The sequence below is a fragment of the Nocardia sp. IBHARD005 genome, from assembly GCF_052814245.1.
The window spans coordinates 1,230,861-1,256,724 of the sequence record NZ_CP199935.1 but is presented as its reverse complement, the minus strand read 5'-3'; the positions used below and the strand labels follow the sequence as shown (position 1 = coordinate 1,256,724).

24 protein-coding genes and 2 tRNA genes are annotated in these 25,864 nt (G+C 67.3%); 10 read left to right on the top strand and 16 right to left on the bottom strand.

Translation table 11 applies throughout. The annotated features are described in order from the left end of the window. Nucleotides 1-11 precede the first annotated feature (11 nt). From ACTWPB_RS05665 to argS, 15 genes are all read right to left on the bottom strand, one after another. The gene (locus ACTWPB_RS05665; protein ID WP_446224643.1) at nucleotides 12-566 is read right to left on the bottom strand and encodes a F0F1 ATP synthase subunit B; all 555 of its coding nucleotides are present in this window, start codon (nucleotides 564-566) and stop codon (nucleotides 12-14) included. Nucleotides 567-571: 5 nt separating this feature from the next. Continuing rightward, nucleotides 572-820, bottom strand: a complete 249-nt coding sequence (locus ACTWPB_RS05660) for an ATP synthase F0 subunit C (RefSeq protein ID WP_056817903.1) — start codon at nucleotides 818-820, stop codon at nucleotides 572-574. A 73-nt stretch (nucleotides 821-893) separates the two neighbouring features. Beyond that, nucleotides 894-1,748: a F0F1 ATP synthase subunit A gene (atpB, locus tag ACTWPB_RS05655; protein ID WP_446224642.1), complete on the bottom strand. Its 855-nt coding sequence runs from the start codon at nucleotides 1,746-1,748 to the stop codon at nucleotides 894-896. A 286-nt stretch (nucleotides 1,749-2,034) separates the two neighbouring features. Then, nucleotides 2,035-2,493 carry a hypothetical protein gene (locus tag ACTWPB_RS05650; protein ID WP_446224641.1) on the bottom strand — a complete coding sequence of 153 codons (459 nt, stop codon included), beginning with the start codon at nucleotides 2,491-2,493 and terminating at the stop codon, nucleotides 2,035-2,037. A 28-nt stretch (nucleotides 2,494-2,521) separates the two neighbouring features. Beyond that, the gene (locus tag ACTWPB_RS05645; protein WP_446224640.1) at nucleotides 2,522-3,652 is read right to left on the bottom strand and encodes an MraY family glycosyltransferase; all 1,131 of its coding nucleotides are present in this window, start codon (nucleotides 3,650-3,652) and stop codon (nucleotides 2,522-2,524) included. Between the two features lie 13 nt (nucleotides 3,653-3,665). Beyond that, nucleotides 3,666-4,331, bottom strand: a complete 666-nt coding sequence (locus tag ACTWPB_RS05640; RefSeq protein WP_446224639.1) for an L-threonylcarbamoyladenylate synthase — start codon at nucleotides 4,329-4,331, stop codon at nucleotides 3,666-3,668. 312 nt (nucleotides 4,332-4,643) lie between these two features. Then, nucleotides 4,644-5,513, bottom strand: a complete 870-nt coding sequence (gene prmC, locus ACTWPB_RS05635) for a peptide chain release factor N(5)-glutamine methyltransferase (RefSeq protein ID WP_446224638.1) — start codon at nucleotides 5,511-5,513, stop codon at nucleotides 4,644-4,646. Nucleotides 5,514-5,663: 150 nt separating this feature from the next. Continuing rightward, the gene (prfA, locus tag ACTWPB_RS05630; RefSeq protein WP_446224637.1) at nucleotides 5,664-6,743 is read right to left on the bottom strand and encodes a peptide chain release factor 1; all 1,080 of its coding nucleotides are present in this window, start codon (nucleotides 6,741-6,743) and stop codon (nucleotides 5,664-5,666) included. A gap of 237 nt (nucleotides 6,744-6,980) precedes the next feature. Further along, entirely contained in the window at nucleotides 6,981-7,217 is a 237-nt protein-coding gene (gene rpmE / locus ACTWPB_RS05625; RefSeq protein ID WP_301905193.1) for a 50S ribosomal protein L31, read from the bottom strand. Nucleotides 7,218-7,507: 290 nt separating this feature from the next. Further along, nucleotides 7,508-9,553 carry a transcription termination factor Rho gene (gene rho, locus ACTWPB_RS05620; protein ID WP_446224636.1) on the bottom strand — a complete coding sequence of 682 codons (2,046 nt, stop codon included), beginning with the start codon at nucleotides 9,551-9,553 and terminating at the stop codon, nucleotides 7,508-7,510. A gap of 361 nt (nucleotides 9,554-9,914) precedes the next feature. Next, complete coding sequence (thrB, locus tag ACTWPB_RS05615; protein ID WP_446224635.1) at nucleotides 9,915-10,841, bottom strand: homoserine kinase; 927 nt, start codon at nucleotides 10,839-10,841, stop codon at nucleotides 9,915-9,917. Between the two features lie 25 nt (nucleotides 10,842-10,866). Continuing rightward, a complete protein-coding gene (thrC, locus tag ACTWPB_RS05610; protein ID WP_446224634.1) occupies nucleotides 10,867-11,961 on the bottom strand; it encodes a threonine synthase in 1,095 nt (364 codons plus the stop codon). A 94-nt stretch (nucleotides 11,962-12,055) separates the two neighbouring features. After that, nucleotides 12,056-13,396 carry a homoserine dehydrogenase gene (locus tag ACTWPB_RS05605; protein WP_446224633.1) on the bottom strand — a complete coding sequence of 447 codons (1,341 nt, stop codon included), beginning with the start codon at nucleotides 13,394-13,396 and terminating at the stop codon, nucleotides 12,056-12,058. Beyond that, a complete protein-coding gene (lysA, locus tag ACTWPB_RS05600) occupies nucleotides 13,393-14,814 on the bottom strand; it encodes a diaminopimelate decarboxylase (RefSeq protein ID WP_446224632.1) in 1,422 nt (473 codons plus the stop codon). Before lysA ends, ACTWPB_RS05605 begins: the two co-directional genes overlap by 4 nt. A gap of 34 nt (nucleotides 14,815-14,848) precedes the next feature. Then, complete coding sequence (argS, locus tag ACTWPB_RS05595) at nucleotides 14,849-16,510, bottom strand: arginine--tRNA ligase (protein ID WP_446224631.1); 1,662 nt, start codon at nucleotides 16,508-16,510, stop codon at nucleotides 14,849-14,851. 89 nt (nucleotides 16,511-16,599) lie between these two features. Here argS and ACTWPB_RS05590 point away from each other — a divergent pair, with 89 nt between their 5' ends. The 10 genes from ACTWPB_RS05590 (at nucleotide 16,600) to ACTWPB_RS05545 (ending at nucleotide 24,903) form a co-directional block, all read left to right on the top strand. Next, nucleotides 16,600-17,487, top strand: a complete 888-nt coding sequence (locus tag ACTWPB_RS05590) for a DUF3105 domain-containing protein (protein WP_446224630.1) — start codon at nucleotides 16,600-16,602, stop codon at nucleotides 17,485-17,487. Next, a complete protein-coding gene (locus tag ACTWPB_RS05585; protein ID WP_446224629.1) occupies nucleotides 17,487-18,209 on the top strand; it encodes a DUF305 domain-containing protein in 723 nt (240 codons plus the stop codon). The genes ACTWPB_RS05590 and ACTWPB_RS05585 overlap by 1 nt, the downstream gene beginning before the upstream one ends. Before the next feature lie 112 nt (nucleotides 18,210-18,321). Then, nucleotides 18,322-18,394, top strand: a tRNA-Arg gene (locus ACTWPB_RS05580). Nucleotides 18,395-18,512: 118 nt separating this feature from the next. Further along, nucleotides 18,513-19,073 (top strand): Rv0361 family membrane protein, encoded by a 561-nt coding sequence (locus ACTWPB_RS05575; RefSeq protein WP_446224628.1) that lies wholly within the window; start codon nucleotides 18,513-18,515, stop codon nucleotides 19,071-19,073. Nucleotides 19,074-19,311: 238 nt separating this feature from the next. Further along, on the top strand, nucleotides 19,312-20,334 hold the full coding sequence (locus ACTWPB_RS05570) for an iron ABC transporter substrate-binding protein (protein WP_446224627.1): 1,023 nt from the start codon (nucleotides 19,312-19,314) through the stop codon (nucleotides 20,332-20,334). Next, nucleotides 20,335-21,888, top strand: a complete 1,554-nt coding sequence (locus ACTWPB_RS05565; RefSeq protein WP_446224626.1) for an ABC transporter permease — start codon at nucleotides 20,335-20,337, stop codon at nucleotides 21,886-21,888. A 109-nt stretch (nucleotides 21,889-21,997) separates the two neighbouring features. After that, a complete protein-coding gene (locus tag ACTWPB_RS05560) occupies nucleotides 21,998-23,074 on the top strand; it encodes an ABC transporter ATP-binding protein (protein ID WP_446224625.1) in 1,077 nt (358 codons plus the stop codon). 48 nt (nucleotides 23,075-23,122) lie between these two features. Further along, nucleotides 23,123-23,194 (top strand) — tRNA-Cys (locus ACTWPB_RS05555). 40 nt (nucleotides 23,195-23,234) lie between these two features. Next, entirely contained in the window at nucleotides 23,235-23,822 is a 588-nt protein-coding gene (locus ACTWPB_RS05550) for a MarR family winged helix-turn-helix transcriptional regulator (protein ID WP_446224624.1), read from the top strand. Nucleotides 23,823-23,847: 25 nt separating this feature from the next. Then, nucleotides 23,848-24,903, top strand: coding sequence for a hypothetical protein (locus tag ACTWPB_RS05545; RefSeq protein WP_446224623.1), 1,056 nt, complete (start codon nucleotides 23,848-23,850; stop codon nucleotides 24,901-24,903). Here ACTWPB_RS05545 and ACTWPB_RS05540 read toward each other — a convergent pair. Beyond that, a complete protein-coding gene (locus tag ACTWPB_RS05540; RefSeq protein WP_446224622.1) occupies nucleotides 24,900-25,694 on the bottom strand; it encodes an enoyl-CoA hydratase in 795 nt (264 codons plus the stop codon). The two genes, ACTWPB_RS05545 and ACTWPB_RS05540, sit on opposite strands and share 4 nt — an antisense overlap. Between the last annotated feature and the right edge of the window lie 170 nt (nucleotides 25,695-25,864).

Sequence of the window (25,864 nt, the reverse complement as noted above, 5' to 3'; positions counted from 1 at the left end):
CTTTCGCGTCGCTACCTTCCGACCCCGATGGCGTCGGTGTCGTCGAGTTCGCTGAGGAACTTGTCGATCGACGCCGCCTGCTTGGCTTCGTCCGAAACAGACTGACCGATGATCTTCTCGGCCAGGTCGACGGCCGTACGGCCGACCTCGGAACGCAGCTCCGTCAGGATCTGCTGGCGCTGGGCTTCCAGCTGGGAATGACCGGCGGCGACGATGCGGTCGCTTTCGGACTGGGCATCCGTGCGCATCTGCGCGAGGATCTGCTGACCCTGAGTGCGTGCTTCCTCACGGATGCGCGCGGCCTCGAGCCGGGCGTCGGCCAGCTGCTGCTGATACTGCTCCAGCGTCTGCTGTGCTTCGGCCTGGGCTGCTTCGGCCCTGGCGATACCGCCTTCGATCTTGTCTGTGCGGTCTTCGAGTGTCTTGGTCACACGCGGGATCACGTATTTCCAGAAGAGCACGCCGATGATGGCGACACAGACGATCGACCAGACGATGTCGTACGTTGCGGGGAGGAGGGGATTCACATCCTCTCCCTCTGCGGCGAGCGTGATGATTTCGCGCATCGGAATCAGAAGATGAAGCCGGCGACGAGGCCGATCAGCGCCAGGGCCTCGGTGAACGCGATACCGAGGAACATGGTGGTACGGATCTGGCCGGACAGCTCGGGCTGACGAGCGATGCCCTCGATGGCCTTACCGACGACGATACCCACGCCGATGCCGGGGCCGATCGCGGCCAGACCGTAGCCGATGGCGCCGAAGCCCTTGAAGGTGCTCTCGGTGGTCGCGGCTTCCTGGGCCAGGTAAGCGAGGCTCATGAATCTTTCCCTTTCTGTTGCTCACCCGCCGGTCGGCGCGTGTAGCAGGTTTCCGGTAGTTGGTTCAGTCAGGTCAGTGGTCGGCGGCGTGCTGGGCCTCGCCGATGTACACGGCGGCCAGCAGTGCGAATACGTAGGCCTGCAGCGCGATGACCAGCAGCTCGAACAGCGTGAATCCGATGCCTGCCAGCAGCGAGAAGGGCGAGAAGACCTTCATCCACGCGGTGGCGTCGAACAGGAAGTACCAGGTCGCGCTGAAGAACAGCACCAGCATGATGTGGCCGGCCAGCATGTTGGCCATGAGTCGCACGGTCAGCGTGAACGGGCGCAGGATGAAGGTCGAGATGAACTCGATCGGGATCAGCAGCACGTGCAGCGCGACCGGAACGTCGGGAACGACGATGCTGTGCCGGATGTAGGAGAAGAACCCGTACTTCCGGATGCCGACGAAGTTGTAGGTGATGTAAACGATCGCGGCCAGGACCAGCGGCATGCCGATGCGCGCATTGGACGAGATGTTCAATCCTGGAATCACACCGGAGAAGTTCAGGAAGAGAACCGTGAAGAAGATCGTCGCCAGGAGCGGGAGGAACTTCTTACCGTTTTCCTTGCCGAGTACTTCGTCGGCGATCTGCTCCTTGACGAAAACCACACCGGCTTCCATCACGTTCTGCAGGCCGCGCGGCACGATCTTCGGCGAGCGGAAAGCCAGCAGGAACACGATCACCACAACGGCGGTCATCAACAGGCGGACCAGCATCAGACGATCGAGTTCGAACGGCGTACCCTCGAACAGCACTGCTGGAGGGAAGAAGTCGGACAGCGATGGCGCGTGGAACTCGCCCGCCGCCAAAGTGATGACGCTCAGCGTTCTCTCCCGTGTTCGGGCCGCGGGTACGACGGTCATTCCCGCGGTTCGATCGGACATTTACGATCAATGGGGTCGACTCTGGTCGGCTCGAAATTCGACAGCCGCTCGTACGGTGTAACCCGTATCGGCTTCTGTTCGGGCGTCGGCGACATCGTCGACATGCTTCAACCGGGCACATTTCACCCGGATCGGCAGTAAGCATAGCGGCACCGGGCGGGATCGTCATGATCCCCCCTGGTAACTCGAGGCAATGCCCCGAGTTGGTCGGGCCGAGCCTCTAGCTTGGGCGCTTGCTTACCAAGACTTTACCAAGCTATCTACGACAGTGCGTAGCTGGGTGGGATTATTCCTGCTCGGAAGCCGTTTCGCCGTCTCCCGCGCGTGTCGTGACGTACGGAACCTTCTGGCTCACAACGCCGTACGTCTCGGCACCGAGAACGATCAGCAGGGCTCCTACCACCGTAAAGAACAGCGCGGGCCTGCTGTAGAAGTCGAATTGGTTGAGCACCACGATCACCAGCAGCGCCACCAGCATCTTGCCGACCCAGCTGACCAGCATGACCGCGCCCGCCATGGTGGGCGGCAGCTTGGCGCCGAGCAGCACCGCGACGACCGTGGTGAGGATGAACCCACCACCGATCGCGGCGCCCAGCAGCGCGCCCCACAGACCGGGCATCCCGGCCACCGCCGCGGCGATCGCCACGGAGACGACCACGAGCACGCCGAGGCCGATCAGGCCGTAGCGCAGCGCGGCGCGCAGGGGGGCGTCGGGGCCTGGCACGGTTTTGGGTGTAAAGCTCACGGCCCGAACTTTACCTTGCACGCCGAACTCAGTGCTGCGTCGACTCTGTTCTGCGCACGGACGGGATCGCGGTCACTACCAGCGCGAACACCAATCCGCCTGCCACCAGCAAGACAACAAGACGTCTATCCATCAATGAAGTTCCCACCGCGCCGAACGCGAGAACGCCGACCCATAAATAGATCAGCAAGACCACGCGCCGGTGCGAATGTCCGATCTGGAGCAATCGATGGTGCAGATGCATTTTGTCCGGTGTGGAGAAACTCACGCCTGCGCGCACCCGGCGCACGATCGCCAGCAACAGGTCGAGCACCGGAATGAACATCACCGCGCCGACCAGCAACAGCGGCGACAGCAAACCCACAATGTCGCGCGGGCCGTACCCCTGCAGCGGAATTCGGCCGGAGGCGCCGGTGGATACCGCGGCCAAGATCAAACCGATCATCATCGAGCCGGTATCGCCCATAAATATTCGGGCGGGCGAGAAATTGTGCGGCAGAAATCCGAGGCAGGCGCCCGCCAGCGCGGCGGCCAGCAACGCGGGCGGATAGGTGTCGACCGAGCCGCCCTGGTCGTACAGCAAACCGATGGAGAACACGAAAACAGCGGTCGCGCAGATCAAACCGAGACCGGCGGCCAGGCCGTCCAAACCGTCGACGAAGTTCATCGCATTCACGAGGGTGACGGTGATGCCGACGGTGACCAGCCCGCCCTGCAACGCGTCGAGCACGACGGTGGTGTCGTTGAAGGGGTTATAGATCACGTACCAGCTCAGGCCCATCACCGCCATGACGCCCGCCGCGGTGATCTGGCCGACGAACTTGGTGAGCGCGTCCAATCCCCATCTGTCGTCGACGATGCCGACCAGCACGATGATCGTCGCGGCGACCAGCACCGCCGGAATGTCCGGGGCGTAGTCGAAACCTCTTCGCAGCGCAGGCAATTGGTGCGCGAACAACACCGCGGCGACGACGCCGACATACATGCCGACACCGCCCATCCGCGGCACCGGCTTCACGTGCACATCGCGCTCACGTGGCACCGCCACCGCGCCGAACGCGATGGCGAGTACCCGGACACCGCCGGTGGCCAGGAAGGTCACCGTGGCCGAGACGAGCAGCACGAGCAGTAGCTCGCGCAGGGGAACGACTGAGCTCATCAGCGGCGTGCGATCACCGCTGCGCGGAGCTGATCAGGGCTTCCGGCACCATCCCGAGCACCTCCGCGATATCGGCCACCGGCACAGCGCCCTCCCGCAACACCCGCGGCTGATCCGCGGTGAGGTCGACGATCGTCGAGGCGAGGGCGTGCTCGGCCGGACCGCCGTCGAGATACACACTCGCCAGCGACCCCAACTGCTCACGCGCCTGCGCGGCGGTGGTCGCGGGCGGCCGCCCCGACACATTGGCGCTCGAAACCGCCAGCGGGCCGACCTCACGCAACAATTCGAGCGCCACCGGATGCAACGGCATCCGCAACATCACCGTGCCACGGGTATCGCCGAGATCCCACGCCAGTGAAGGCGCTGCCTGCACAACAAGACTCAGCGCACCGGGCCAGAACGCGCGAATCAGCTCCCTGGCCTGCGGCCGCACCGAGAACACCAGTCCATCGATCGTGTGCCACGACCCGACGAGCACCGGCACCGGCATATCCCGCCCGCGCCGCTTGGCGGCCAGCAGATCGCTCACCGCGGCGGAGTCGAACGCGTCGGCAGCGAGTCCGTAGAGCGTGTCGGTAGGCATCACGACCAATCGCCCGGACTTCAACGCGCTGGTCGCCGCCGTAATCCCAGCGGCACGCGAGTCGCTCTCGGCACAGTCATAGACGGTACTCACTGTTCCGCCTCTCCGGGTATTTAGCGGGTCGTAGGTGCGGCAAGAGTGTAGCTGTCGAGGCTCCCCCGCCTCTCCGCGCCTATTGGCCAGACCGGGTGCGAGTCGATTTGCGTTGGCGGCCAGACGATGGTCTGGGCCGGGTCAGCCCGTACCCGGCGAGTTACCCATGTTGGTACGAGATCAGCTATCTCGATAGATGCTCGGAGTGTGCTGGATGAAGGGTCGCTTGTTGGACCTTGGGATTCGACTGCGGCCGGCGTTTGCCGGTCACGAACGACAGAGGTCGACTGACGTCTCGGCGTCGGTCAGGAATCAGCGGCGCGCGACGACGAAGCGGGGCTTGTCGGCGAGGTCGGTGTGTTCGACGATGTCGGTGAAGTCGGCTGCCGAGAGCAGGGCTGCCACTCCCCCGCCGTTGGTGTCGTCGTGTTCGACCGCGGTCGCGCCGCCGGGGCGGAGGAGCCGCGCGATGGTGGGGACCATGGCCCGGATGACGTCGAGGCCGTCGGGGCCGCCGAAGAGGGCGCGGTGGGGATCGTGGTCGGCTACCTCGGGGTCGAGGATCGCGGCTTCGGGGATGTAGGGCGGGTTGGAGACCACCAGGTCGACGCGACCCGTCAGCGGGGTGAGCAGGGCCGGGTCGGTGACGTCGTCGGCGTACAGGGTGATCGGGGTGTCGCCCTCGGCGATGCGGGTGTCGGCGTTGCGGCGGGCCCAGGTGAGGGCGCCAGGGTCGAGCTCGACGGCGTGGACCACTGCGTCGGGGCGAGCGTGGGCGATGGCCAAGGCCAGTGCGCCCGAGCCGGTGCACAGGTCGACGACGATCGGTGCGTGGTTGTGCGGGAGCGTCTCGAGGTAGGCAAGCGCCCACGCGAACAGCAGTTCGGTCTCCGGGCGCGGCACGAAGACCCCGGGGCCCACAGCGAGGTCGATCTCGCCCATGACAGCCGTTCCGGTCAAGTGCTGCAAGGGAATTCGCGCGGCCCGCTGCTCGATCAGCGCGCGATACCGGTCGGCGATCTCGGGCTCGACCATGGGGATCAAGGCCAGCCGCATGCGCTCGGTACCGAGCACATGGGCGGCCAGGCTCTCCGCGTCGGGCAGGGGCGAACCGACGCCCGCCTCGGCCAACCGCGCGGCGGCCTCGACGATCAGCGGCCGCAGCCCAAGGCGTTCGGTCATAGCGCTCCTCCTCGGTGTGCTCGGGCGTGCTGTGTGGTCGCGCGAGCTACTTCCGGCGGGCACTGACCGCTCGTGCGGGGTCCGGACGGCAGGCTCGGAAGCGCTGTGTGGGTACACACGCTGTTGCCTCCGGGCGCGCTCACGCTCGGATTACTCGGCCGCCATGCGCGCTTCGCGGTCGGCCTTGCCGAGCGCGTCGAGCAGGGGGTCGAGATCACCATCGAGGACGGCGTCGAGATTGTGCGACTTGAAACCGATGCGGTGATCGGCGATCCGGTTCTCCGGGAAGTTGTAGGTGCGGATCCGCTCGGAACGGTCGACCGTGCGGATCTGGCTGGCGCGCCCGGCCGCGGCTTCCTGGTCGGCCTGCTCCTCGGCCAGAGCTTGCAGCCGGGCGGCGAGCACCTGCATGGCGCGCGCCTTGTTCTGCAGCTGGGAGCGTTCGTTCTGGCAGGTCACCACGATGCCCGACGGCAGGTGGGTGATACGGACCGCGGAGTCGGTGGTGTTGACGCCCTGGCCGCCCTTGCCGGAGGACCGGTAGACGTCGATGCGCAGGTCGGTCTCGTCGATCTGCACCTGCTCGACCTCGTCGGGCTCGGGATAGATCAGCACGCCCGCGGCGGAAGTATGAATGCGGCCCTGCGATTCGGTCACCGGCACGCGCTGCACCCGGTGCACCCCGCCCTCGAACTTGAATCGCGACCACACCCCGTCGCGCGCGGCGTCCTTGCTCTTGATCGACAGCGTCGCGTCCTTGTATCCGCCCAGGTCGGAATAGGTGACGTCGAGCGTCTCCACCTTCCACCCGTGCCGCTCGGCGTAGCGGATGTACATGCGCGCCAGATCCGCCGCGAACAGCGCCGATTCCTCGCCACCTTCGCCGGACTTCACCTCGAGCACCACATCGTCGCCGTCGTGCGGGTCGCGGGGGGCGAGCAAGTCGGCAAGAGCCTGCTCGAGTTCCACGAGCTGCGTCTCGAGCCCTGGCACCTCCGCGGCGAACGAGGCGTCGTCGGAGGCCAGCTCACGGGCGGCCTCCAGGTCGTCGCGCACGGTCTCGAGCTTGCGATAGGTGCTCATCACCGGCGCCAGCTCGGCGAACCGCTTCCCCACCCGCCGCGCCGCACCCGCGTCGTTGTGCAACGACGGATCGGCGAGCTGAGCCTCGAGGCCCGAGTACTCGGCTAGCACGTCATCGATGGCGGAAGGGGCCGTCTGATCGGCCATGCGTTGAGCTCCTACTGGAATGGACGGCTGGAATATCTCTTGGAATGCACGGCCGGGAGGTCTTTCAGGCCGAAGGCCGTTTCTCGGCCGCCTCGATCTGGACTGAGCGGAGGGTGCGACGAAGGAGTACCCGGAGGGAGGGAAGATCGAGGCCTCGGGGCCGAGAACCGCGGCGCCCGCGCCGCCAAAAGGTGACGCCCGGCCTGCGTGAGCAGTACCGGGCGTCGGGGGAGGTAACTAGGAGGCGTCTTCGGCCTTCTTGGCACCCGCGCGCTTGCCGTAGCGAGCCTCGAAGCGAGCCACGCGGCCGCCGGTGTCGAGGATCTTCTGCTTGCCCGTGTAGAACGGGTGGCACTGCGAGCAGACCTCGACCGAGATCTGGCCGGACTCCTTGGTGGAGCGAGTCTGGAAGGTGTTGCCGCAACCACACACAACGGTGGTGTCGACATACGTGGGGTGGATTCCTGCCTTCATGGGCGTCCTCTCGATAATGGTCGCCGGGTCGTAGCTCCATGGAGTGGAGTACGTGAACCGGAACCGACTAGGCGGGAGTCTGCGAGACCTCGCAGACACACAGCGGTCCAGTATGCCAGATCAGGCCGCACCCCTTCAGAACACCCCCCACCTCCGCTTTGTTCCCTGTTACATCGCGGCTGGCGCCGCGGGTTCTCGGCCTGTTCCCCTCCACTCAGTCCAGATCAAGGCGGCCGAGAACGAGCAAGGGCCCCGCCGAAGCGAGGCCCTTGCTGCTGAATGTCAGACGATCACTCGTCGAGAGCGCTCGGTGCGGTCTTGGAGACCGTCATCAAGAACTCGAGGTTGTTCTTGGACTTGCGCAGACGATCCATCAGCAGATCGATCGCCTGGTGCGAGTCCAGACCCGACAGCACGCGCCGCAGCTTGTGCACGACCGCCATCTCGTCGGGCGAGAGCAGCAGCTCGTCGTGCCTGGTGCTCGACGGGTTGATGTCCACCGCGGGGAACACGCGCCGCTCGGCGATCTTGCGGTCGAGCTTGAGCTCGGCGTTGCCGGTGCCCTTGAACTCTTCGAAGATCACCGTGTCGCCGGTGGAACCGGTCTCCACCATCGCCGTGGCGATGATGGTGAGCGAGCCACCGTTCTCGATGTTGCGGGCCGCGCCGAGGAAACGCTTCGGCGGGTACAGCGCGGTCGAGTCGACACCACCGGAGAGGATACGACCCGATGCGGGCGAGGAGTTGTTGTACGCACGACCCAATCGGGTGATCGAATCGAGCAGCACCACAACGTCTTTGCCCATTTCCACCAGACGCTTGGCACGCTCGATGGCGAGCTCGGCGACGGAGGTGTGGTCACCCGGCGGGCGGTCGAAGGTGGAGGCGATGACCTCACCCTTCACCGAACGCTGCATGTCGGTGACCTCTTCGGGACGTTCGTCGACCAGCACAACCATGAGGTAGCACTCGGGGTTGTTGATCGCGATCGCGTTGGCGATGTCCTGCATGATCGTGGTCTTACCCGCCTTGGGCGGGGACACGATCAGCGCACGCTGGCCCTTACCGATCGGCATGATCAGGTCGATCACGCGCGTGGTGAGCTTGTTCTGCGCGGTTTCCAGGCGCAGCCGCTCGTTCGGGTACAGCGGGGTGAGCTTCTGGAACTCCGGCCGACGACGCGCCGCTTCCAGCTCGCCACCGTTCACGGTGTCGAGGCGAACCAGCGGATCGAACTTCTGTCGCTGGTTGTTCTGCTCGCCGTCGCGCGGGGCGCGCACCGCACCGGTGATCGCGTCACCGCGGCGCAGGCCGTTCTTGCGAACCAGGTTCATCGACACGTACACGTCGTTGGGGCCGGCGAGGTAGCCGGAGGTCCGCACGAACGCGTAGTTGTCGAGGACATCGAGAATGCCCGCGACCGGCTGCAGGACGTCGTCCTCGCGAATGTCGTAATCGCGGGGCTCGGTCTGGCCACCGCCGACGGGACCACCATCGCGGTCACGACCACGACGACGCTCACGGAATCGACGACCCCGGCGACCGCGGCCGCCTTCCTCGTCGTCACCACCGCGGTCGTCGCGGGGACCGCGATTACCGCCGCTGTTGCCGTTCTGGCTCTGATTCTGGTTGCGCTCGTTCTGATTACGGTCGCCACCGGTGCGCTCGCCACGGTCGTTGCCGCCACGGTCGTTACCGTTGCGCTCGCCACGCTCGGCGCCGTTGCGCTCGCCACGATCGCGCCGGCGATCGCCGGAGTCGCCGCCCTCGGCCTTGTCGGCCTGCTTGGTCTCCTCGGCGCGGCTCTCCGCGGAGGCGCGGTTCTCGGCGGGGGCATTGTCGCCACCACCGGAACGAGCCTGGTCACGCCCGCGACGCTGCCTGCCACGACCACGCTGGCCACCATCGCGACCGGAATCCTCGCCTGCGTCGGCGGGGGCATCGGTCTTGACCTGCTCGGTCGCGGCCTGTTCGGCCGGAGCCTCGACGGTCTTGGGCTCGCTGGCCTTGACCTCGGCGGGAGCCTGCTTCTCGGCGGGCGCGGCCTGCTTGTCGGCCTTGGCGGACTTGTCCACCTTCGCGGGCGCTTCGTTCTTGGCAGGCGCGTCGTTCTTGGCGGGAGCGTCGTTCGCGACAGGCGCGGTGGCCGTCACGGCGGCGGCAGGCTTGTCGCCCTTGGCAGGCGCTCCGGATTGATTTTCCTTGATAGCGGCGATGAGATCGCCCTTACGCATTCCGGAGGTACCTCGGATACCGAGCTCCCCCGCCAGTGCGCGCAACTGCGGCAACAGCATTCCAGTCAGCCCCGATCGTGCGACGTCGGTTTGTTCGCTCATTTTCGAAATCTGTCCGGATTCACTTTCGCGGCTGCCCGAGTTCGTAGGGTTGGAATCCACCCCGGGTGTCGCGAGCAGGTCCGTTTCTGTCACGGAAGTCCTTTCCTTCCCTCGAATGCCGTGTGCTGATTCGAGGGTTCCGTTCCGTAGACCCGGCAACATATGCCGAGCTCGGATTATGCGTCCATGTTCGACGCCTGTGCCGTACTACCCGCCGCGGGAGGACCGGAGGCCTTCGCCACCAGAAGACAGTGGTGAGGGGAGCGATTGCCCTGATGAAGCACCGGCGTCTGATGCGCACGATGTACGGACTTGCTCAGAATAGCTGCCTTTTGCGAACAACGGCAAGGCAGGCACGCCGTCAGTCGATCGATACCCCGTCCGCGATGCCGGGTTCGACCACGCGCAGACCGTCCGATTCTGCCTGTTTGCGCAGGTCATCGGGGAATTCTTCGGTGGTCAAGGCGAGAATTGTCGGGCCGGCGCCCGAGACCGTCGCCGCGATACCCGCGGCGCGCAGCCGCTCGATCCACTGGGTTGTCAGCGGTAGCGCGGGGGCACGCTGGGTCTGGTGCAACCGGTCGGCGGTGGCCGACATGAGCAGATCGGGGCGTTCGGTGAGCGCGACGACGGCCAGCGCCGCCCGGCTGACGTTGAACACCGCGTCACCGTGGGGCACCTGCTCGGGCAGCAGCCCGCGGGTGTGGGCCGTGGAGGAGCGTTCCTGGGGGATCAGCACCACCGGGCGCAGCGCGGGCGCCGGGGTGAGCCGCACGGCCCGGTAGGCGCGCGGCTGCGCGGCATCGGTTTCGGTCCACGACACCACGATTGCGCCGAGCACGCTGGCAGCGGCATTGTCGGGGTGGCCTTCGAACTCCGAGGCGAGCTGCACCAGCCGGTCGTCGTCCATGCGCAGTGCCGGGTCGAACTTCGCGGCCAGCCCGGCGCCCGCGGCCAGCCCGCCGACCACGGCCGACGCGCTCGAACCCAGCCCACGCGAGTGCGGAATCACGTTGCGGCACACCACGTCGAGACCGTCGGCCCACACACCAAGCGATTCCAGTCCACGCTCGATCGCGCGGACCACCAGATGTGTTGGACCCCACGGCACGTCGTCGGCGCCTTCACCCTCCACCCGGATGTCGAGTCCCGATTCGGTAGTGCGCACCACGATTTCGTCGTAGATGCCCAATGCCATTCCCAGGCAATCGAATCCGGGCCCGAGGTTGGCCGTGGAGGCGGGAACACGCACGGTCACTTCGAGACCGGCGGGCAGGGTCGCTGTCATCAGCGTGGGCTCGGGTGCGGCCAACTCAGGCCAGCTCGAGTGCACGGGCGATGGCGACCGGGTCGACGGCGATCGGCTTGACCTCGGGCATGCCGGCCAGCGCGTTGTCGGGATCCTTGAGACCGTTGCCGGTGACGGTGCACACGACGGTCAGCCCCGAATCCAGCCAGCCTTCCTTGCGCGCGGCCAGCAGACCGGCCACGCTCGCGGCCGACGCGGGCTCGACGAAGACGCCCTCTTTCGCGGCGACGAGGCGGTAGGCGGCCAGGATCTCCTCGTCGGTGGCCGCGCGGAACGCACCACCGGACTGCTCCTTGGCCTCCATCGCACCGTTCCACGACGCCGGGGCGCCGATCCGGATCGCGGTCGCGATGGTCTCCGGGTCCTTCACCGGCGCACCGTTGACCAGCGGCGCGGCACCGGCGGCCTGCACGCCGAGCATGCGCGGCAGCACCGAGGTGATGCCGTCGGCGTGGTACTCGCGGTAGCCACGCCAGTAGGCGGTGATGTTGCCCGCGTTACCGACCGGAAGCACGTGCACATCGGGCGCCTTGCCGAGCACATCGCAGATCTCGAACGAGGCGGTCTTCTGGCCTTCGATACGCGCCGGGTTCACCGAGTTCACGAGGCCGACCTGCGGGAACTCCGCGGTCACCTTGCGTGCCAGTTCGAGGCAGTCGTCGAAGTTGCCCTCGACCTGGATGATCTTGGCGCCGAGCATCACGGCCTGGGCCAGCTTGCCCATCGCGATCTTGCCCTGCGGGATCAGCACCGCGCACTCCATGCCCGCGCGGGTGGCGTACGCCGCGGCCGAGGCCGAGGTGTTGCCGGTCGACGCGCACAGCACGGCCTTCTGGCCGCGGTACTTGGCGTCGGTCATCGCCATGGTCATGCCGCGGTCCTTGAACGACCCGGTGGGGTTGGCACCCTCGACCTTGAGATACACCTCGCACCCGGTGAGCGCGGACAGGTGCGGCGCGGGGACCAGCGGGGTACCGCCCTCGAACAGGGTGACCGGCTCCCAGTCGGCCGCACCGGCCAAGCGGTCACGGTAGGCAGCGATCAGACCGGGCCAGCGCGAGTGCACGCCCAACTGCGGTGCGATTCCAGTCGTGCTCATGCAATCGCTCCCTGCGTCGCGGCGCAACCACGCGCACACGTGTTGTCTGTATACGATGCGGTGCGAATGTCGGCGACGCCGCGCACATTCCGCGTCATTCTTCGGTGCCTTCCAATCTCAAAACGCTGGTCACAGCTGTGACGGATTCCATCTCGGCCAGTACTGCGACAGTATCTGCCAGCGACGACTCCACCGCATGGTGGGTGACGACCACAAGCCGGGCGCCGTCGCCGTGGCCCTGCTGACGCACGGTGGAGATGCTCACCCCGTGCTGGGCGAAGGTGTCGGCGACCGCGGCGAGTACGCCGGGACGGTCCTCCACCTGCAGGTTCACGTGATAGCGGGTGGGGGTGTCGCCGATCGGCGCGATCGGCAGTTCAGCATAAACCGATTCGCCGGGTGCGCGACCACCGTAGAACTTGTTACGCGCGGCCATCACCAGGTCACCGAGCACGGCCGACGCGGTGGGGGCGCCACCGGCACCCTGGCCGTAGAACATCAGGCGACCGGCGTTGTCGGCTTCGACGACGACAGCGTTGAACGCACCGTTGACCGAGGCCAGCGGGTGCTTGCGCGGGATGAGCGCCGGGTACACGCGCACCGAGACGCGATCCTTGCCGCCTTCTTCCAGTGTCGGCTCGCCCGGACCGGCCGAGACGCGCTCGCAGATGGCGAGCAGCTTCACCGTGCAGCCGACGGCCGACGCGGTCTCCAGGTCCTCGGCGGTGATCTTGGAGATGCCTTCGCGATAGACATCGGCCGCGGTCACACGGGTGTGGAACGCCAGCGAGGCCAGGATCGCGGCCTTGGCGGCGGCGTCGTAGCCCTCGACATCGGCGGTGGGGTCGGCCTCGGCGTACCCGAGGGCGGTGGCCTCGGCGAGCACGTCGTCGTAGGCGGCGCCGGTCTCGTCCATCGCGGAGAGGATGAAGTTGGTGGTGCCGTTGACGATGCCGACGACCTTGTTCACCCGGTCACCCGAGAGCGACTGGATCAGCGGGCGAACCACCGGGATCGCACCGGCGACGGCGGCCTCGAAGTACAGGTCGGCGCGGCTGCGCTCGGCGGCGGCGGCGAGTTCACCGGTGTAGTCGGCCAGCAGCGCCTTGTTGGCGGTGACGACGGATTTGCCCGCGTTGAGCGCGTCGCCGATCAGCTTGCGGGCGGGGTCGATGCCACCCATGACCTCGACGACCAGGTCCACGTCGTCGCGGGCGACGAGCGCGGCGGCGTCGGTGGTGAGCAGCTCGGCGGGCAGACCGCGGTCCTTGCTGAGGTCGCGCACCGCGACACCGCGCAGCACGAGCGGCGCACCGACGCGCGAACGCAGGTCATCGGCGTGCTCGCACAGCACGCGAACCACCTCGGTGCCGACAGTGCCCATCCCGAGCACGGCTACGCCGAGCGGACGCCCCGCATCTTTGGTGCCGTTCATTCTTCCACCTCCAGGCTGAGCAGGTCCGCCACCGTTTCCCGGCGCAGAATCAGTCGCGCCGCACCGTCACGCACCGCGACCACGGCGGGCCGGGTGAGCAGGTTGTAGCGGCTCGACATCGAGTAGCAGTACGCACCGGTCGCCGCCACGGCCACCAGGTCACCGGGGGCCGCGTCGGCGGGCATCCAAGTGTCACGAATGACGATATCGCCACTCTCGCAATGCTTTCCGACTACGCGCGCGACGACCGCATTGGCGTCCGAGGAGCGCGAGACCAGACGGCAATCGTAGTCGGCCTGGTACAGCGCGGGGCGGATATTGTCGCTCATCCCGCCGTCCACGCTGACGTAGCGACGGCGCGCGCCACCGTCGAGTTCGACATCCTTGATGGTGCCGACCTCGTAGAGGGTGACGGTACCGGGGCCCGCGATGGCGCGACCCGGTTCCACGGCGATGGTCGGCTCCGGCAGCCCGGCACGGGCGGCCTCGGCGGCCACCAGGGCGCGCAGGTTGGTGGCGAATTCGCCCAGCGGCGGCGGGTTGTCGCTCGGCAGGTACGAAATGCCGAGACCGCCACCCAGATCCAGGGTCGAGATCTGCGCGGTACGTTCGATGCCGAACTTGTCGATGGCCTCGCGCAGCAGGCCGAGCATGCGGCGCGCGGCGATCTCGAAACCGTCGAGTTCGAAGATCTGCGAGCCGATGTGGCTGTGCAGGCCGACCAGGCGCAGGTTGTCGGCCTCGAAAACGCGGGCAAGCGCCTCCATGGCGTCGCCACCGGCGATCGAGAAGCCGAACTTCTGGTCCTCGTGGGCGGTGGAGATGTATTCGTGGGTGTGGGCTTCGACGCCGACGGTCACGCGGACCAGCACGTCCTGCACCACACCCGCCGCACCGGCGACCGCTTCGAGCCGCTCGATCTCGTAGAGCGAGTCGACGACCACGTGCCCCACACCGGCCGTGACGGCCGCTTCGAGCTCGGGCACCGACTTGTTGTTGCCGTGCAGCGCGATCCGCTCGGCCGGGAAACCGGCGTTCAGCGCGACGGCCAGCTCGCCGCCGGAGCACACGTCGAGGGAAAGGCCCTCGTCGCGGATCCAGCGCGCGATCTCGCCGCACAGGAACGCCTTGGACGCGTAGTGCACGCGGGCGTTGAGCCCGAACGCGGCGACCATGTCGCGGCAGCGCGAGCGGAAGTCGTCCTCGTCGATCACGAACAGCGGTGTGCCGAACTGCTCGGCGAGCTCGGTGACGGGCACGCCCGCCAGCGCGACCACACCGTCGTCAGCGCGCGAGGCATTGCGCGGCCAGACGTTCGCGGGGAGGTCGATCATCTCCCTCGGGTCGGTCGGGCGCTCGGCCAGACTCGGTGCGTGTGCGATCTCTGCGTGCCGGGGACCGGCCGGGTGTGCACTCATTGCGGTGCGTCCTCTCTGAAAAGAATGCCGGTGTTCACATGCGCTCCGGTGCGCTCACGCCGAGCAGAGCGAGGCCGTTGGCCAGCACCTGACGGGTCGCTTTGACCAGTTCGAGCCGGGCGGCGTTGAGCCCGGTGACCGCGTCGTCACCCTTGGGGAGCACGCGCATGTCGTCGTCGGACTGGAACGGGTGGTAGACACCGGCCAGTTCTTCGAGGTAGCGGGCGATGCGGTGCGGTTCGCGGGTATCGGCGGCGGTGGCGACCACGCGCGGGAAGTCGCCGAGGGTGCGGATCAGATCACCTTCGCGACCGGACGTCATCAGCGCGAAATCCGGTTCCACAGAAGCGAATTCGGCGTACTTCGCGGCGTTGCCGATAATGCTGTTCGTCCGCGAGTGCGCGTACTGGACGTAGTAGACCGGGTTCTCGCTGCTCGCCTTGGTCCACAGGTCGAGGTCGATGTCGATGCTCGAGTTCACCGAGGAACGCACCAGCGAGTAGCGCGAGGCGTCGACACCGATCTGCTCGACCAGGTCGTTGAGGGTTACCACGGTGCCCGCGCGCTTGCTCATCTTCACGGCGACGCCGTCGCGCACCAGGTTCACCATCTGCCCGATCAGCACCTCGACGGTGTCGGGGTTGTCGCCGAACGCGGCCGCGGCGGCCTTCAACCGGCCGATGTAGCCGTGGTGGTCGGCGCCGAGCATGTAGATGGCCAGGTCGAAGCCGCGGCCACGCTTGTTCTGGAAGTAGGCGATGTCACCGGCGATGTAGGCGGCGTTGCCGTCGCTCTTGAGAACCACGCGGTCCTTGTCGTCGCCGTATTCGGTGCTGGCGATCCACCACGCACCGTCCTTCTCGTACAGGTTGCCCGAGTTCTTGAGCTGCTCGACGGCCTGTTCGACGGCACCGGAGGCGAACAGTTCGCTCTCGTTGAAGTACACGTCGAAATCGGTGCCGAACTCGTGCAGGTCCGCGCGGATCTGGGCGAACATCTGCTGCACGCCCTCGCTGCGGAACACCTCGTGCCGCTCGTCGGCGGGCAGGGTGAGCACGTCGGGCTGCGCGGCGACGATGCTCGCGCTGATCTCGGCGATGTACTCGCCCGCGTACCCGTCTTCCGGGGTCGGTTCGCCCAGCGCGGAGGCGACCAGCGACTTCGCGAAGCGGTCGATCTGCGCGCCGTGGTCGTTGAAGTAGTACTCCCGGGTCACGTCGGCGCCCTGAGCGGCCAGGATGCGGCCCAGCGCGTCACCGACGGCGGCCCAGCGGGTGCCACCGAGGTGCACCGGACCGGTCGGGTTCGCGGAGACGAATTCGAGGTTGATCTTGGTGCCCGCCAGCGCGAACCCGGTGCCGTAGATCTCCCCCGCGGCCAGGATCTGGCTCACGATCGCGCCCTGCGCCGAGGCGGCGAGGCGGATGTTGAGGAACCCGGGGCCGGCGATCTCGGCCACATCGATACCCTCGGTCGCCGACAGCGCCTCGGCCAGCCAGCCTGCCAGCTCGCGAGGGTTGGTTCCGACCCGCTTGGCCACCTGCATGGCCACATTCGTGGCATAGTCGCCGTGTTCGGGGTTGCGCGGACGCTCCACTGTGACCTGCTCGGGCAGGACCGACGAGTCCAGTCCGCGTTCGACAAGCACCTTCGCCGCGGTGGTACGAAGGAGATCTGCAAGGTCAGCTGGAGTCACGAGTCTCTATCCTATTGGCTGGACCCCTTGCAACCACGACCGCCCGCCATGAACCCACCGATCCACACGTCGAAAGAGCACAACGAGCGATGCCTAGCAGGACCAGCGCCACATCAGCCAAGGCCGTGCGGGCCGCGGGGAAGTCGTCTCCGTCCCGCAAGACCCGCAAGGGCAACCTTCCGGGCAAGCAGCGCGACACCCCATGGGTGCTGCTCGGCGCCGGCGTCGCCATCGTCGCGCTGATCGGCCTGCTGGCCTACAGCCTGGTGCCCAAGTACCTGGACCAGTCCGCGATCCGCGACGCCCAGACCGACCTCAAGGAATGGGTCCCCTCCAAGGAGAACCAGGACCCGTCGGCGAAGATCGACGGCGTGGTGAAGTCGGAGTACCCGGCCGGCCTGCACGTGACCGCCAGCCAGCGCGTGGCCTACGACAAGACCCCCGCCTTCGGTGGTCCGCACGACGGCGCGTGGGCCAACTGCACGGGCACCGTGTACGCCAAGCCGATCCGCATGGAGAACGCGGTGCACTCGCTCGAGCACGGCGCGATCTGGATCGCGTACAACCCCGACAAGGTCGACGCGGCCGGTGTGGAGAAGCTGTCGAACTTCGTCAAGGGCCGTCAGTACTCGCTGATGTCGCCGTACCCGGGTCTGGAGTCGGCGATCTCGCTGCAGTCGTGGGGCCACCAGCTGAAGCTGGACAACGCCGACGACGCGCGGATCAAGCAGTTCATCTCCGCCCTGCGCGAGAACCCCTACGCCTACCCCGAGGTCGGCGCGAGCTGCTCGAACCCGATCTTCGACGCGAACAACCCGCCGCCGTTCGACTCCACGCCCTACGGTCCGGAAGCGGTGCCGATGGACGGTAAGGGCCTGACCCCTGACACGACCGAACTCGGTGGCGGCGGCATCGGCTCCGGCATCCCCGGCCTGCCGAACATCCCCGTGCCGGGCGGCCTGCCCTCGGGTCAGTAGTGAGCGCGCCGGAAGAGAGCACCGTCGAACCCGACGACACCGCACCCGAGCCGAGCGCGCGACGCCCGGCCGGGGCGGTACTCGTCCTCGGCGCGATCGGTCTGCTACTGCTTGGCGCGGTGGCGGGCGTGCTGTTGCGGATGCCGCTGGAGCAGAACTCCGAACCCGAGCCGAGCGCTGTCGACATCGGTTTCAGCCAGGACATGGCGGCCCACCACGCGCAGGCCGTCGACATGGCCGGGGTGGCGCTGATCGCCTCGACCGACAACGACGTGCGCCGCCTCGCCTACGACATCCTGACCACCCAGCAGAACCAGATCGGCCGCATGCAGGCCTGGTTGCAGCTGTGGGGCGAGTCCAACCAGAACGTCGACGGCTACATGGGCTGGATGACCGACGACCACGGCAGTACCGGCCACCACGGCGGCACGACCGAACCGGCGATGTCGGGCCCGATGCAGTCGATGCCAGGCATGGCGAGCCAGGAGGAGATGACCGCGCTCCGCCAGTCCACCGGCCCCGCCCTTGACACGATGTTCCTGCAACTGATGCTGCGCCACCACCAGGGCGGCGTCCCGATGCTCGACTACGCCGCCGAGCACGCCGACACCACCGCGGTCCGCACCCTGGCCGCGACCATGTCGAAAACCCAAGAGGGCGAATCGCAGCTGATGACCACCATGCTCGCCGCGCGCAACGCCACCCCCCTCCCCTTCAACTGACCACCGCGGCCGGACCGGTCCATCCCCCGGTCCGGCACAGTTTTTGGCGCACCGCACTCGATGCGATACGCTGTCGCTGCCCGATCGCCTCACCGCGACCGGCATCTATCCCGCCCTCGTAGCTCAGGGGATAGAGCGTCTGCCTCCGGAGCAGAAGGCCGCAGGTTCGATTCCTGCCGAGGGCACAGATTCGAGGCCCCGTCCGTTCGGTCGGGGCCTCGTTTTTTCGATAGTCAGGTTTGATCTCGCACGGTTCCACACGTTGTGGGGGCAGGCGCCCCCGATGACATCAGGAGCGTTGCCATGACGAATCCACAAGAACCGCCCGTCGAGCCGGGGATGCCGTCCGGGCCGCCGGGGTCCGACTATCCGGGTGGGCCGGATGTGCTCGCGCCGCCGCCCGCGCCGAAGAAGAAGCGGACCGGGTTGTTCATCGCGCTCGGTGTTGTCGCACTGGTGGTGATAGGTGCCCTGGTCATGGGCGTGGTGCTCACGTTGCAGGGGCGTACGCCGTTGTCGTCGGACGAGACGCAGATCGATGTCGCGGTGCGCGATTTCTACGACACGCTCGATTCCGAGGGTTTCATCGCCGCCGCGCAGCTGGCCTGCCAGGCCGACCGCACCGAGATCGACAATCTCACCCCCGAGCAGCGCGAGCAGTTCGACAAGGCGACGGTCCAGGTGACCATCGACGATGTGAAAGACATCGTCATCACCGGTGACGATGCGAAGGCGACGGTGGTCGGCAAGCTGACGCTGTCGGTGGAGGGCGAGCAGCCCAATACCGAGTCGAGCACCGAGGAGCACCTCACCAAGGAGGACGGCACCTGGAAGATCTGCTCGGCACCGGCCAACAAGCACTGACCGAACACCCGATGGCGCTCCCGGTATCGCCCGCAACCGCGGTTACCCTCGTGGGCACTTCGTGACGGAACCGCACCGGACCAGCTACTTGGCACGATGTCCGACCGCAATCACGTCGTCGCACGGGATTTCTCCGGCCCCTGATTCGCCCGTTCGTGCACATCCCCGCACGTCAGGCGGGGTATCTTCCTTAGGTAAGCCTCATCATAGGATGGGGAACCTTGGTGGAAGGACGCGAATGACCTCGCGCAGTTGGAAACCTCTGGCCGGGCTGATGGCGGTCGCTGTGGCGACACTGGGCCTGGGCGCCTGCTCCTCCTCCTCGGGCAGCGCCGACGAGATCACCGTCTACAACGCCCAGCACGAGTCGCTCACCAAGGAGTGGGTCGCGGCGTTCACCGAGGAGACCGGCATCAAGGTCACCCTGCGGCAGGGTGGCGATACCGCGCTCGGCAACCAACTCGTCGCCGAGGGCGCCAACTCCCCCGCCGACGCTTTCCTCACCGAGAATTCCCCCGCCATGGCGCTGGTGGAGAACGCGGGCCTGTTCGCCGATGTCGACAAGGCCACCCTCGACCAGGTGCCGGACCGGTACCGTCCGTCGACCGGTAAGTGGACCGGAGTCGCTGCTCGCGCAACGGTTTTCGTCTACAACAAGGACAAGCTCCAGACCGCTGGGCTGCCCGCCTCCCTGCTGGATCTCGCGCAGCCGCAGTGGCAGGGCCGCTGGGCGGCGGGCACATCCGGCGCCGACTTCCAGGCGATCGTGGCGGGTTTGCTCGCGCTGAAGGGCGAGGACGTCACCCGCGCCTGGCTGCGTGGCATGAAGGCCAACGCGACCAGCCTGCAGAACAATGTCGCGACCATGAAGGCGGTCAACGCGGGCAATCCCGATGGTGGCGTGATCTACCACTACTACTGGTACCGCGACCAGGCCAAGACCAAGGAGGGCAGCGCGAACACGGCGCTGCACTACTTCAAGAACCAGGACCCCGGCGCCTTCGTCAGTGTGTCGGGCGGCGGCGTGCTGAAATCGAGCAAGAAGCAGGAGTCCGCGCAGAAGTTCCTGGCCTTCATCACCGCAAAGAAGGGCCAGGAGGTGCTGCGCGACGGCGATTCGATGGAGTACCCGGTGGCCGGCGATGTCGCCGCGAACCCCGCGCTGCCGCCGCTGGCCGACCTGCAGGCACCCGCGATCGATCCGAGCAAGCTCGACGCGAAGAAGGTCACCCAACTGATGACCGAGGCCGGGCTGCTGTAAGTGCGTGCCGCCCTGGCGAAGTCGACACCTCGGGTCGGTCGGCCCGGGGTGTTCGGCACGCTCCTCGCACTGGTGCTGACGGCGGCGACGTTCGTGCCGCTGGGCTACATCGTCTCGGTGCTGTTCGACACCGGGCTGAGCGAGGCTGCCACACTGGTGTTCCGGCCGCGGGTGGGTGAGCTGCTCGAGAACACCGCGCTGTTGGTGCTGTGCACGGTGCCGGTCTGCGTGGTGCTCGGGATCGGGCTGGCCTGGCTGGTCGAGCGCACCGAGGTGCCGGGACGGGCCTGGTGGGGACCGGTGCTGGTCGCCCCGCTCGCGGTGCCCGCGTTCGTCAACAGCTATGGGTGGGTGAGCGTTTTCCCGTCGATGCACGGGCTGCCGGCCGCCGTGATCGTGGCGACGATGTCGTATTTTCCGCTGGTGTACCTGCCGGTCGCGGCCACGCTGCGCAGGCTTGATCCGGCGATCGAGGAATCGGCGCGTGCGCTCGGCTCGGGGCCGGTGGCGGTCTTCTGGCGGATCACGGTGCCGCAGTTGCGATTAGCGGTGCTCGGCGGCGGACTGCTGATCGGGCTGCATCTGCTCGCCGAATACGGCGCGTTCGTGATGCTGCGTTTCGACACGTTCACCACGGCGATCTTCGAGCAGTACCAGAGCAGTTTCGCCGGTCCGGCGGGCAGCATGCTCGCCGGAGTGCTCGTGCTGTGCTGTCTGGCACTGCTCGGTGGCGAGTCGCTGCTGCGCGGCGATGCGCGCTACGCGCGGCTGGGCGGTGGTGCGGCGCGGGCCGGGCGGCCGATCGCGTTGGGTGGGCTGCGGGTGCCACTGTTCGGCGCGCTCGTGGCGGTGGTCGTCGGCGCGCTCGGCGTGCCACTGTGGACAATCGGGCGCTGGCTGTGGCTGGGCGGATCGGCGGTATGGGATACCGCGGAAATCGGTGCGGCACTGGGCCAGACGATCAGCCTGGCCGCCGTGGCCGCGCTGGTCACCACGCTGTGCGCCTTCCCCGTCGCCTGGATCGCGGTGCGCTCGACGGGCACGTTCGCCCGGCTGATCGAGGGCGCCAACTACATCACCAGTTCGCTGCCAGGCATCGTGATCGCGCTCGCCCTGGTGACCGTCACCATCCGCTGGACACCCCCGCTCTACCAAACGGTGTCGCTGGTCGTGATCGCCTACGCGCTGATGTTCCTGCCCCGCGCGCTGGTGAGCGTGCGGGCCGGACTCGCGCAGGTACCGGTCGGCCTCGAAGAGGTGTCACGGTCGCTGGGCGAATCGGCCTCGACCACCTTCTTCCGGGTTACCCTGCGCATGACAGCGCCCGCCGCCGCTTCGGCCGCCGCGCTCGTATTCGTCGCGGTGTCAACCGAACTCACCGCGACCTTGCTCCTGGCACCCACCGGCACCCGCACTTTGGCGATGCAGTTCTGGGCGAAATCGGGCGAACTCGATTACGCCGCCGCCGCGCCGTACGCCCTGATCATGATCATCGCCGCTGTACCGGTGACGTATCTGCTGTTCACGCAGTCACGCAAGGCGGCGGGCGTATGAGCACGGCGGCGGTAGCAACCACGCACGACGCCCGATCGCGTCGGATGAGCGGTCCGCGTCCGTCCGTCACCGGGCGTGGTGGATCTCGGGCATTCCGAAAGGACGCAGGATGAGCCGGCTTGTCGTCGAAGGGGTTTCGAAGAGTTTCGGTGCCACCAAGGTTCTCGATCACCTCGACCTCGACGTACCCAACGGCACGGCTGCGGCGGTGGTCGGCGCGTCCGGCTGTGGCAAGACCACCCTGCTGCGGGTGATCGCCGGATTCGAGGGCCCCGATACGGGTTCGGTGCAGCTCGGATCGGAAACCGTTGTCCGTCAGGGTCTTTGCGTACCGCCGCAGCGCAGGCGAATCGGTTACGTCGCCCAGGACGGCGCCCTGTTCCCGCACCTGAGTGTCGCCGACAATATCGCCTACGGCCTGCGCACCGGCCTGCGCGGCGCCGTCGACCGCCAACGCCGCGGCCGCGATCGCCCGCGCGTCATCGAACTCCTGGCCATGGTCTCCCTCGACCCGGACTACGCCGACCGCAAACCTCATCAACTCTCCGGCGGCCAGCAACAGCGTGTCGCGCTGGCTCGCGCGCTCGCCCGCAAACCCGACCTCATGCTGCTCGACGAACCGTTCAGCGCACTCGACACCGGACTGCGCGCCACCACCCGCCAGACCGTCGCCGACACGCTGCGCGCCGCGGGCATGACCAGCATCCTGGTCACCCACGATCAGGAGGAAGCGCTCAGCTTCGCCGAACAGGTCGCCGTCATGCGCGCGGGCCGGTTCACGCACGTCGGGCCGCCGCAGCAGGTCTATCACCAGCCCGCCGACCTGTTCACCGCCCGCTTCCTCGGCGATTGCGTCCTGCTCGATGCCCTCTGCGAAGCCGACATCGCCAAGTCCGTGCTCGGTCCCGTTCCGGTCCAGCCAGGCGCCCCCACCGGCGAAGTGACCCTGATGATCCGCCCCGAACAGCTCGCCGCCCAGGTGATCGGCGCCGACGAACCGCACTCCGGCCGCGTCACCGCTGTCGACTTCCGCGGCCCCGACGTCATCTTGACCATCGATCTCGCCGAGGGCGCGGGCACCGTGCGCGTGCGCCGCACCGGCATCGCCGCCCCCATCACCGGCGACCGCGTCCGCCTCAGCATCCACGGCCCCGCCGTCGCCTACTGCCCATTGCGATCACACTGATCCAAACTATCGCCGTGAGCACCGGCGCAGGGCACTATCAATGGCGAGGCGGGCGTGGCTGAGTGGTTGAGGCAACGGTCTGCAAAGCCGTTAACGCGGGTTCAATTCCCGCCGCTCGCTCTGTGGGGAAAAGCGGCTGGGTCGTGGAATGATCGTTTTCATGTCACGGCCCAGACCGCTCTCCCATGACCCGATCGCCGAGGCTTACCGGCAGTGGGTCGCCCACGGCTGGGAGTCGGTCGCCGATGGTATGGCCCTGGTGACCTCGCTGGTTCGGGCGCAGCAGATCGTGATGGCGCGGGTCGACGAGGCGCTCAAACCTTCCGGCCTGACGTTCTCCCGCTATGAACTCCTGCAATTGCTCAGTTTCAGCCGCACCGGCGCCCTGCCGATGGCCAAGGCGAGTGCGCGGCTACAAGTGCATCCGACGAGCGTGACCAACACCGTCGATCGACTCGAAGCCGCCGGGCTGGTGGTTCGCGTCCCGCACCCCAGTGACCGCCGGGCAACTCTCATCGAAATCACCAGCGCGGGAAGGAAATCCGTGGCCGATGCCACGGCGGCGCTGAACACCGAGGTGTTCGCCGAACCCGGGCTGCCACCCGACCAGGGCCGCGACCTGGTACGACTGCTGGCACAGTTCCGGCACGCCGCGGGCGATTTCGACGCCGACGACCCGGAAAACCTCGCATTCCACGCGACTTGGCAAGTGACTGGGGAATCTTCGGCCGATTCCCTTGGCAGCTAGCGCGAAAAGGTCCACGATGTAGCCCATGGTGCTGATCCTCGGGGTATCGGCGGGCGCGGGTGGAGCCCGTGCCGTGCTGACCCATTCCGATCAGCCCCACATGCCGCCCATCGACCGGATCCAGGTGCCGCGCCGGGCCGGGGGGTCAGTGGAGGAATCGGTACTCACCGCGATCCACCGCATGCGCGCGGCGGCGGCAGCACGCGACGAGTACATATCCGGTACCGCTGTCACCTGCCGTAGCGAACTACAGGCCGACGCGATCAGAGCCGCCGCGGGTCAGGCCGACTTCGCGATCGTCGACGAACCACTGGCCCAGTTGCGCTATCTGCGGTTCACCGGCCTGCTACCCGCCACCGAGTCGGTGATGCTCTACGACCTCGGCAGCTCCGGTTTGACCATCACCCACGCCGATTGCCGCACCGAAACCATCCTCGCGGGCAAACACAGCACCGTCCTCAGCGGCAACGGCTACGACGCGCTCCTGCGCTGGCAACTCGCCCGCAGTGGCGTCTGCGCCGACACACACGCCAGCCGCGAACACCGAGAATCGTTGAGCCGCACCAGAGTCGTCACCGCCGCCGATGCCGGCACCGGTGGCCGTGCGGTGCTGACCCGCAGCGACCTGGCCACGCTCTGCGAAGCGGGACTGCATCATTCGGCCTCGTTCGTGCGCCTGCTGATCGAGGAGACGGGGGTGCAGCCGGGAGCGCTGGCACTGCTGGGCGGCTGCACCCGCAACCCGAGTCTGCGCGCGGATCTGGCCCAGCTGATCGGCTTGCCGATCGTGTACGACCCTGAGCCGGAATATGTTTCGGCGCGCGGCGCGGTGCTGCTGTGTGCCCGCCGTCCCTCGGCGCGCTTGCGCATGCCGCGCCGGGGTACGGGTGCGATAGCGGTCCCGCCGCGCGCGGGCAGCCGCCGAAAACTTCTCGCCGCGGTCGCGGTGACCGCCACCCTCGGTGGCACGGTCGCCGGCCTGCTCAGCAACGACAACACCGCGGCGAGGTCCCCTGAACAGGGCACCGCGCCGACGACGGCGGAGTTCCTCGACGGCGCGCCGCGTTGGAAACCGAACTAGCGGTTGCTGAAGTTCGGCGGCCGCTTCTCGACGAAGGCGGCCATGCCTTCCTTCTGATCCTCGGTCGCGAACAGCGAATGGAACACCCGGCGTTCGAACAGCAGCCCCTCGGCGAGGGTGGTCTCGAACGAGCGGTTCACCGCCTCCTTGGCGATCATCGCGACCGGCAGCGACATCGACGCGATGGTCTGTGCGGCCTCGAGCGCGGTGTCGAGCAGTTCGTCGGCGGGCACCACCCGCGAGACGAGCCCGGACCGCTCGGCTTCCTCGGCACCGATCATGCGGCCGGTCAGGATCAGATCCATCGCCTTGGCCTTGCCGATCGCGCGGGTGAGACGCTGCGAGCCGCCGATGCCGGGGATGACGCCGAGCGTGATCTCGGGCTGACCGAACTTGGCGTTGTCGGCGGCGATCAGGATGTCGCACAGCATCGCCAGCTCACAGCCGCCACCGAGCGCGTAACCGGCGACGGCGGCGATGGTGGGCTTGCGGAAGCCGGCCAGGCGGTCCCAGCGGGCGAAGAAGTCGGCCAGGAACATGTCCATGTACGACTTGGGGGCCATCTCCTTGATGTCGGCGCCCGCCGCGAAGGCCTTCGCCGAGCCGGTGATCACGACGGCACCGATGGAATCGTCGCCGTCGAGTTCGTCGAGCGCGGCGATGACGTCGTCGAGGACCTGGGCGTTGAGGGCATTGAGGGCCTTGGGCCGGTTCAGGGTGATCCAGCCGACCCCGCCCTTCCCGTCGGTGCCGCCCTTGCGCTCCAGCAGAATCGTCTCGAATTCGGTCACGGCCACCCTCTTGTCAATCAACGGTCACGGATGGTGCTGACGATACCGAGGCGGATCGCTTTCCGGTGACACGTCCCTCCGGTCATGCGCAACGGCCGACGAATGCGCTCTGCGCTGACACTGTGGCACGCCGTCTGTGACGCATTCCACCACGTGCGATGTGCGGCACA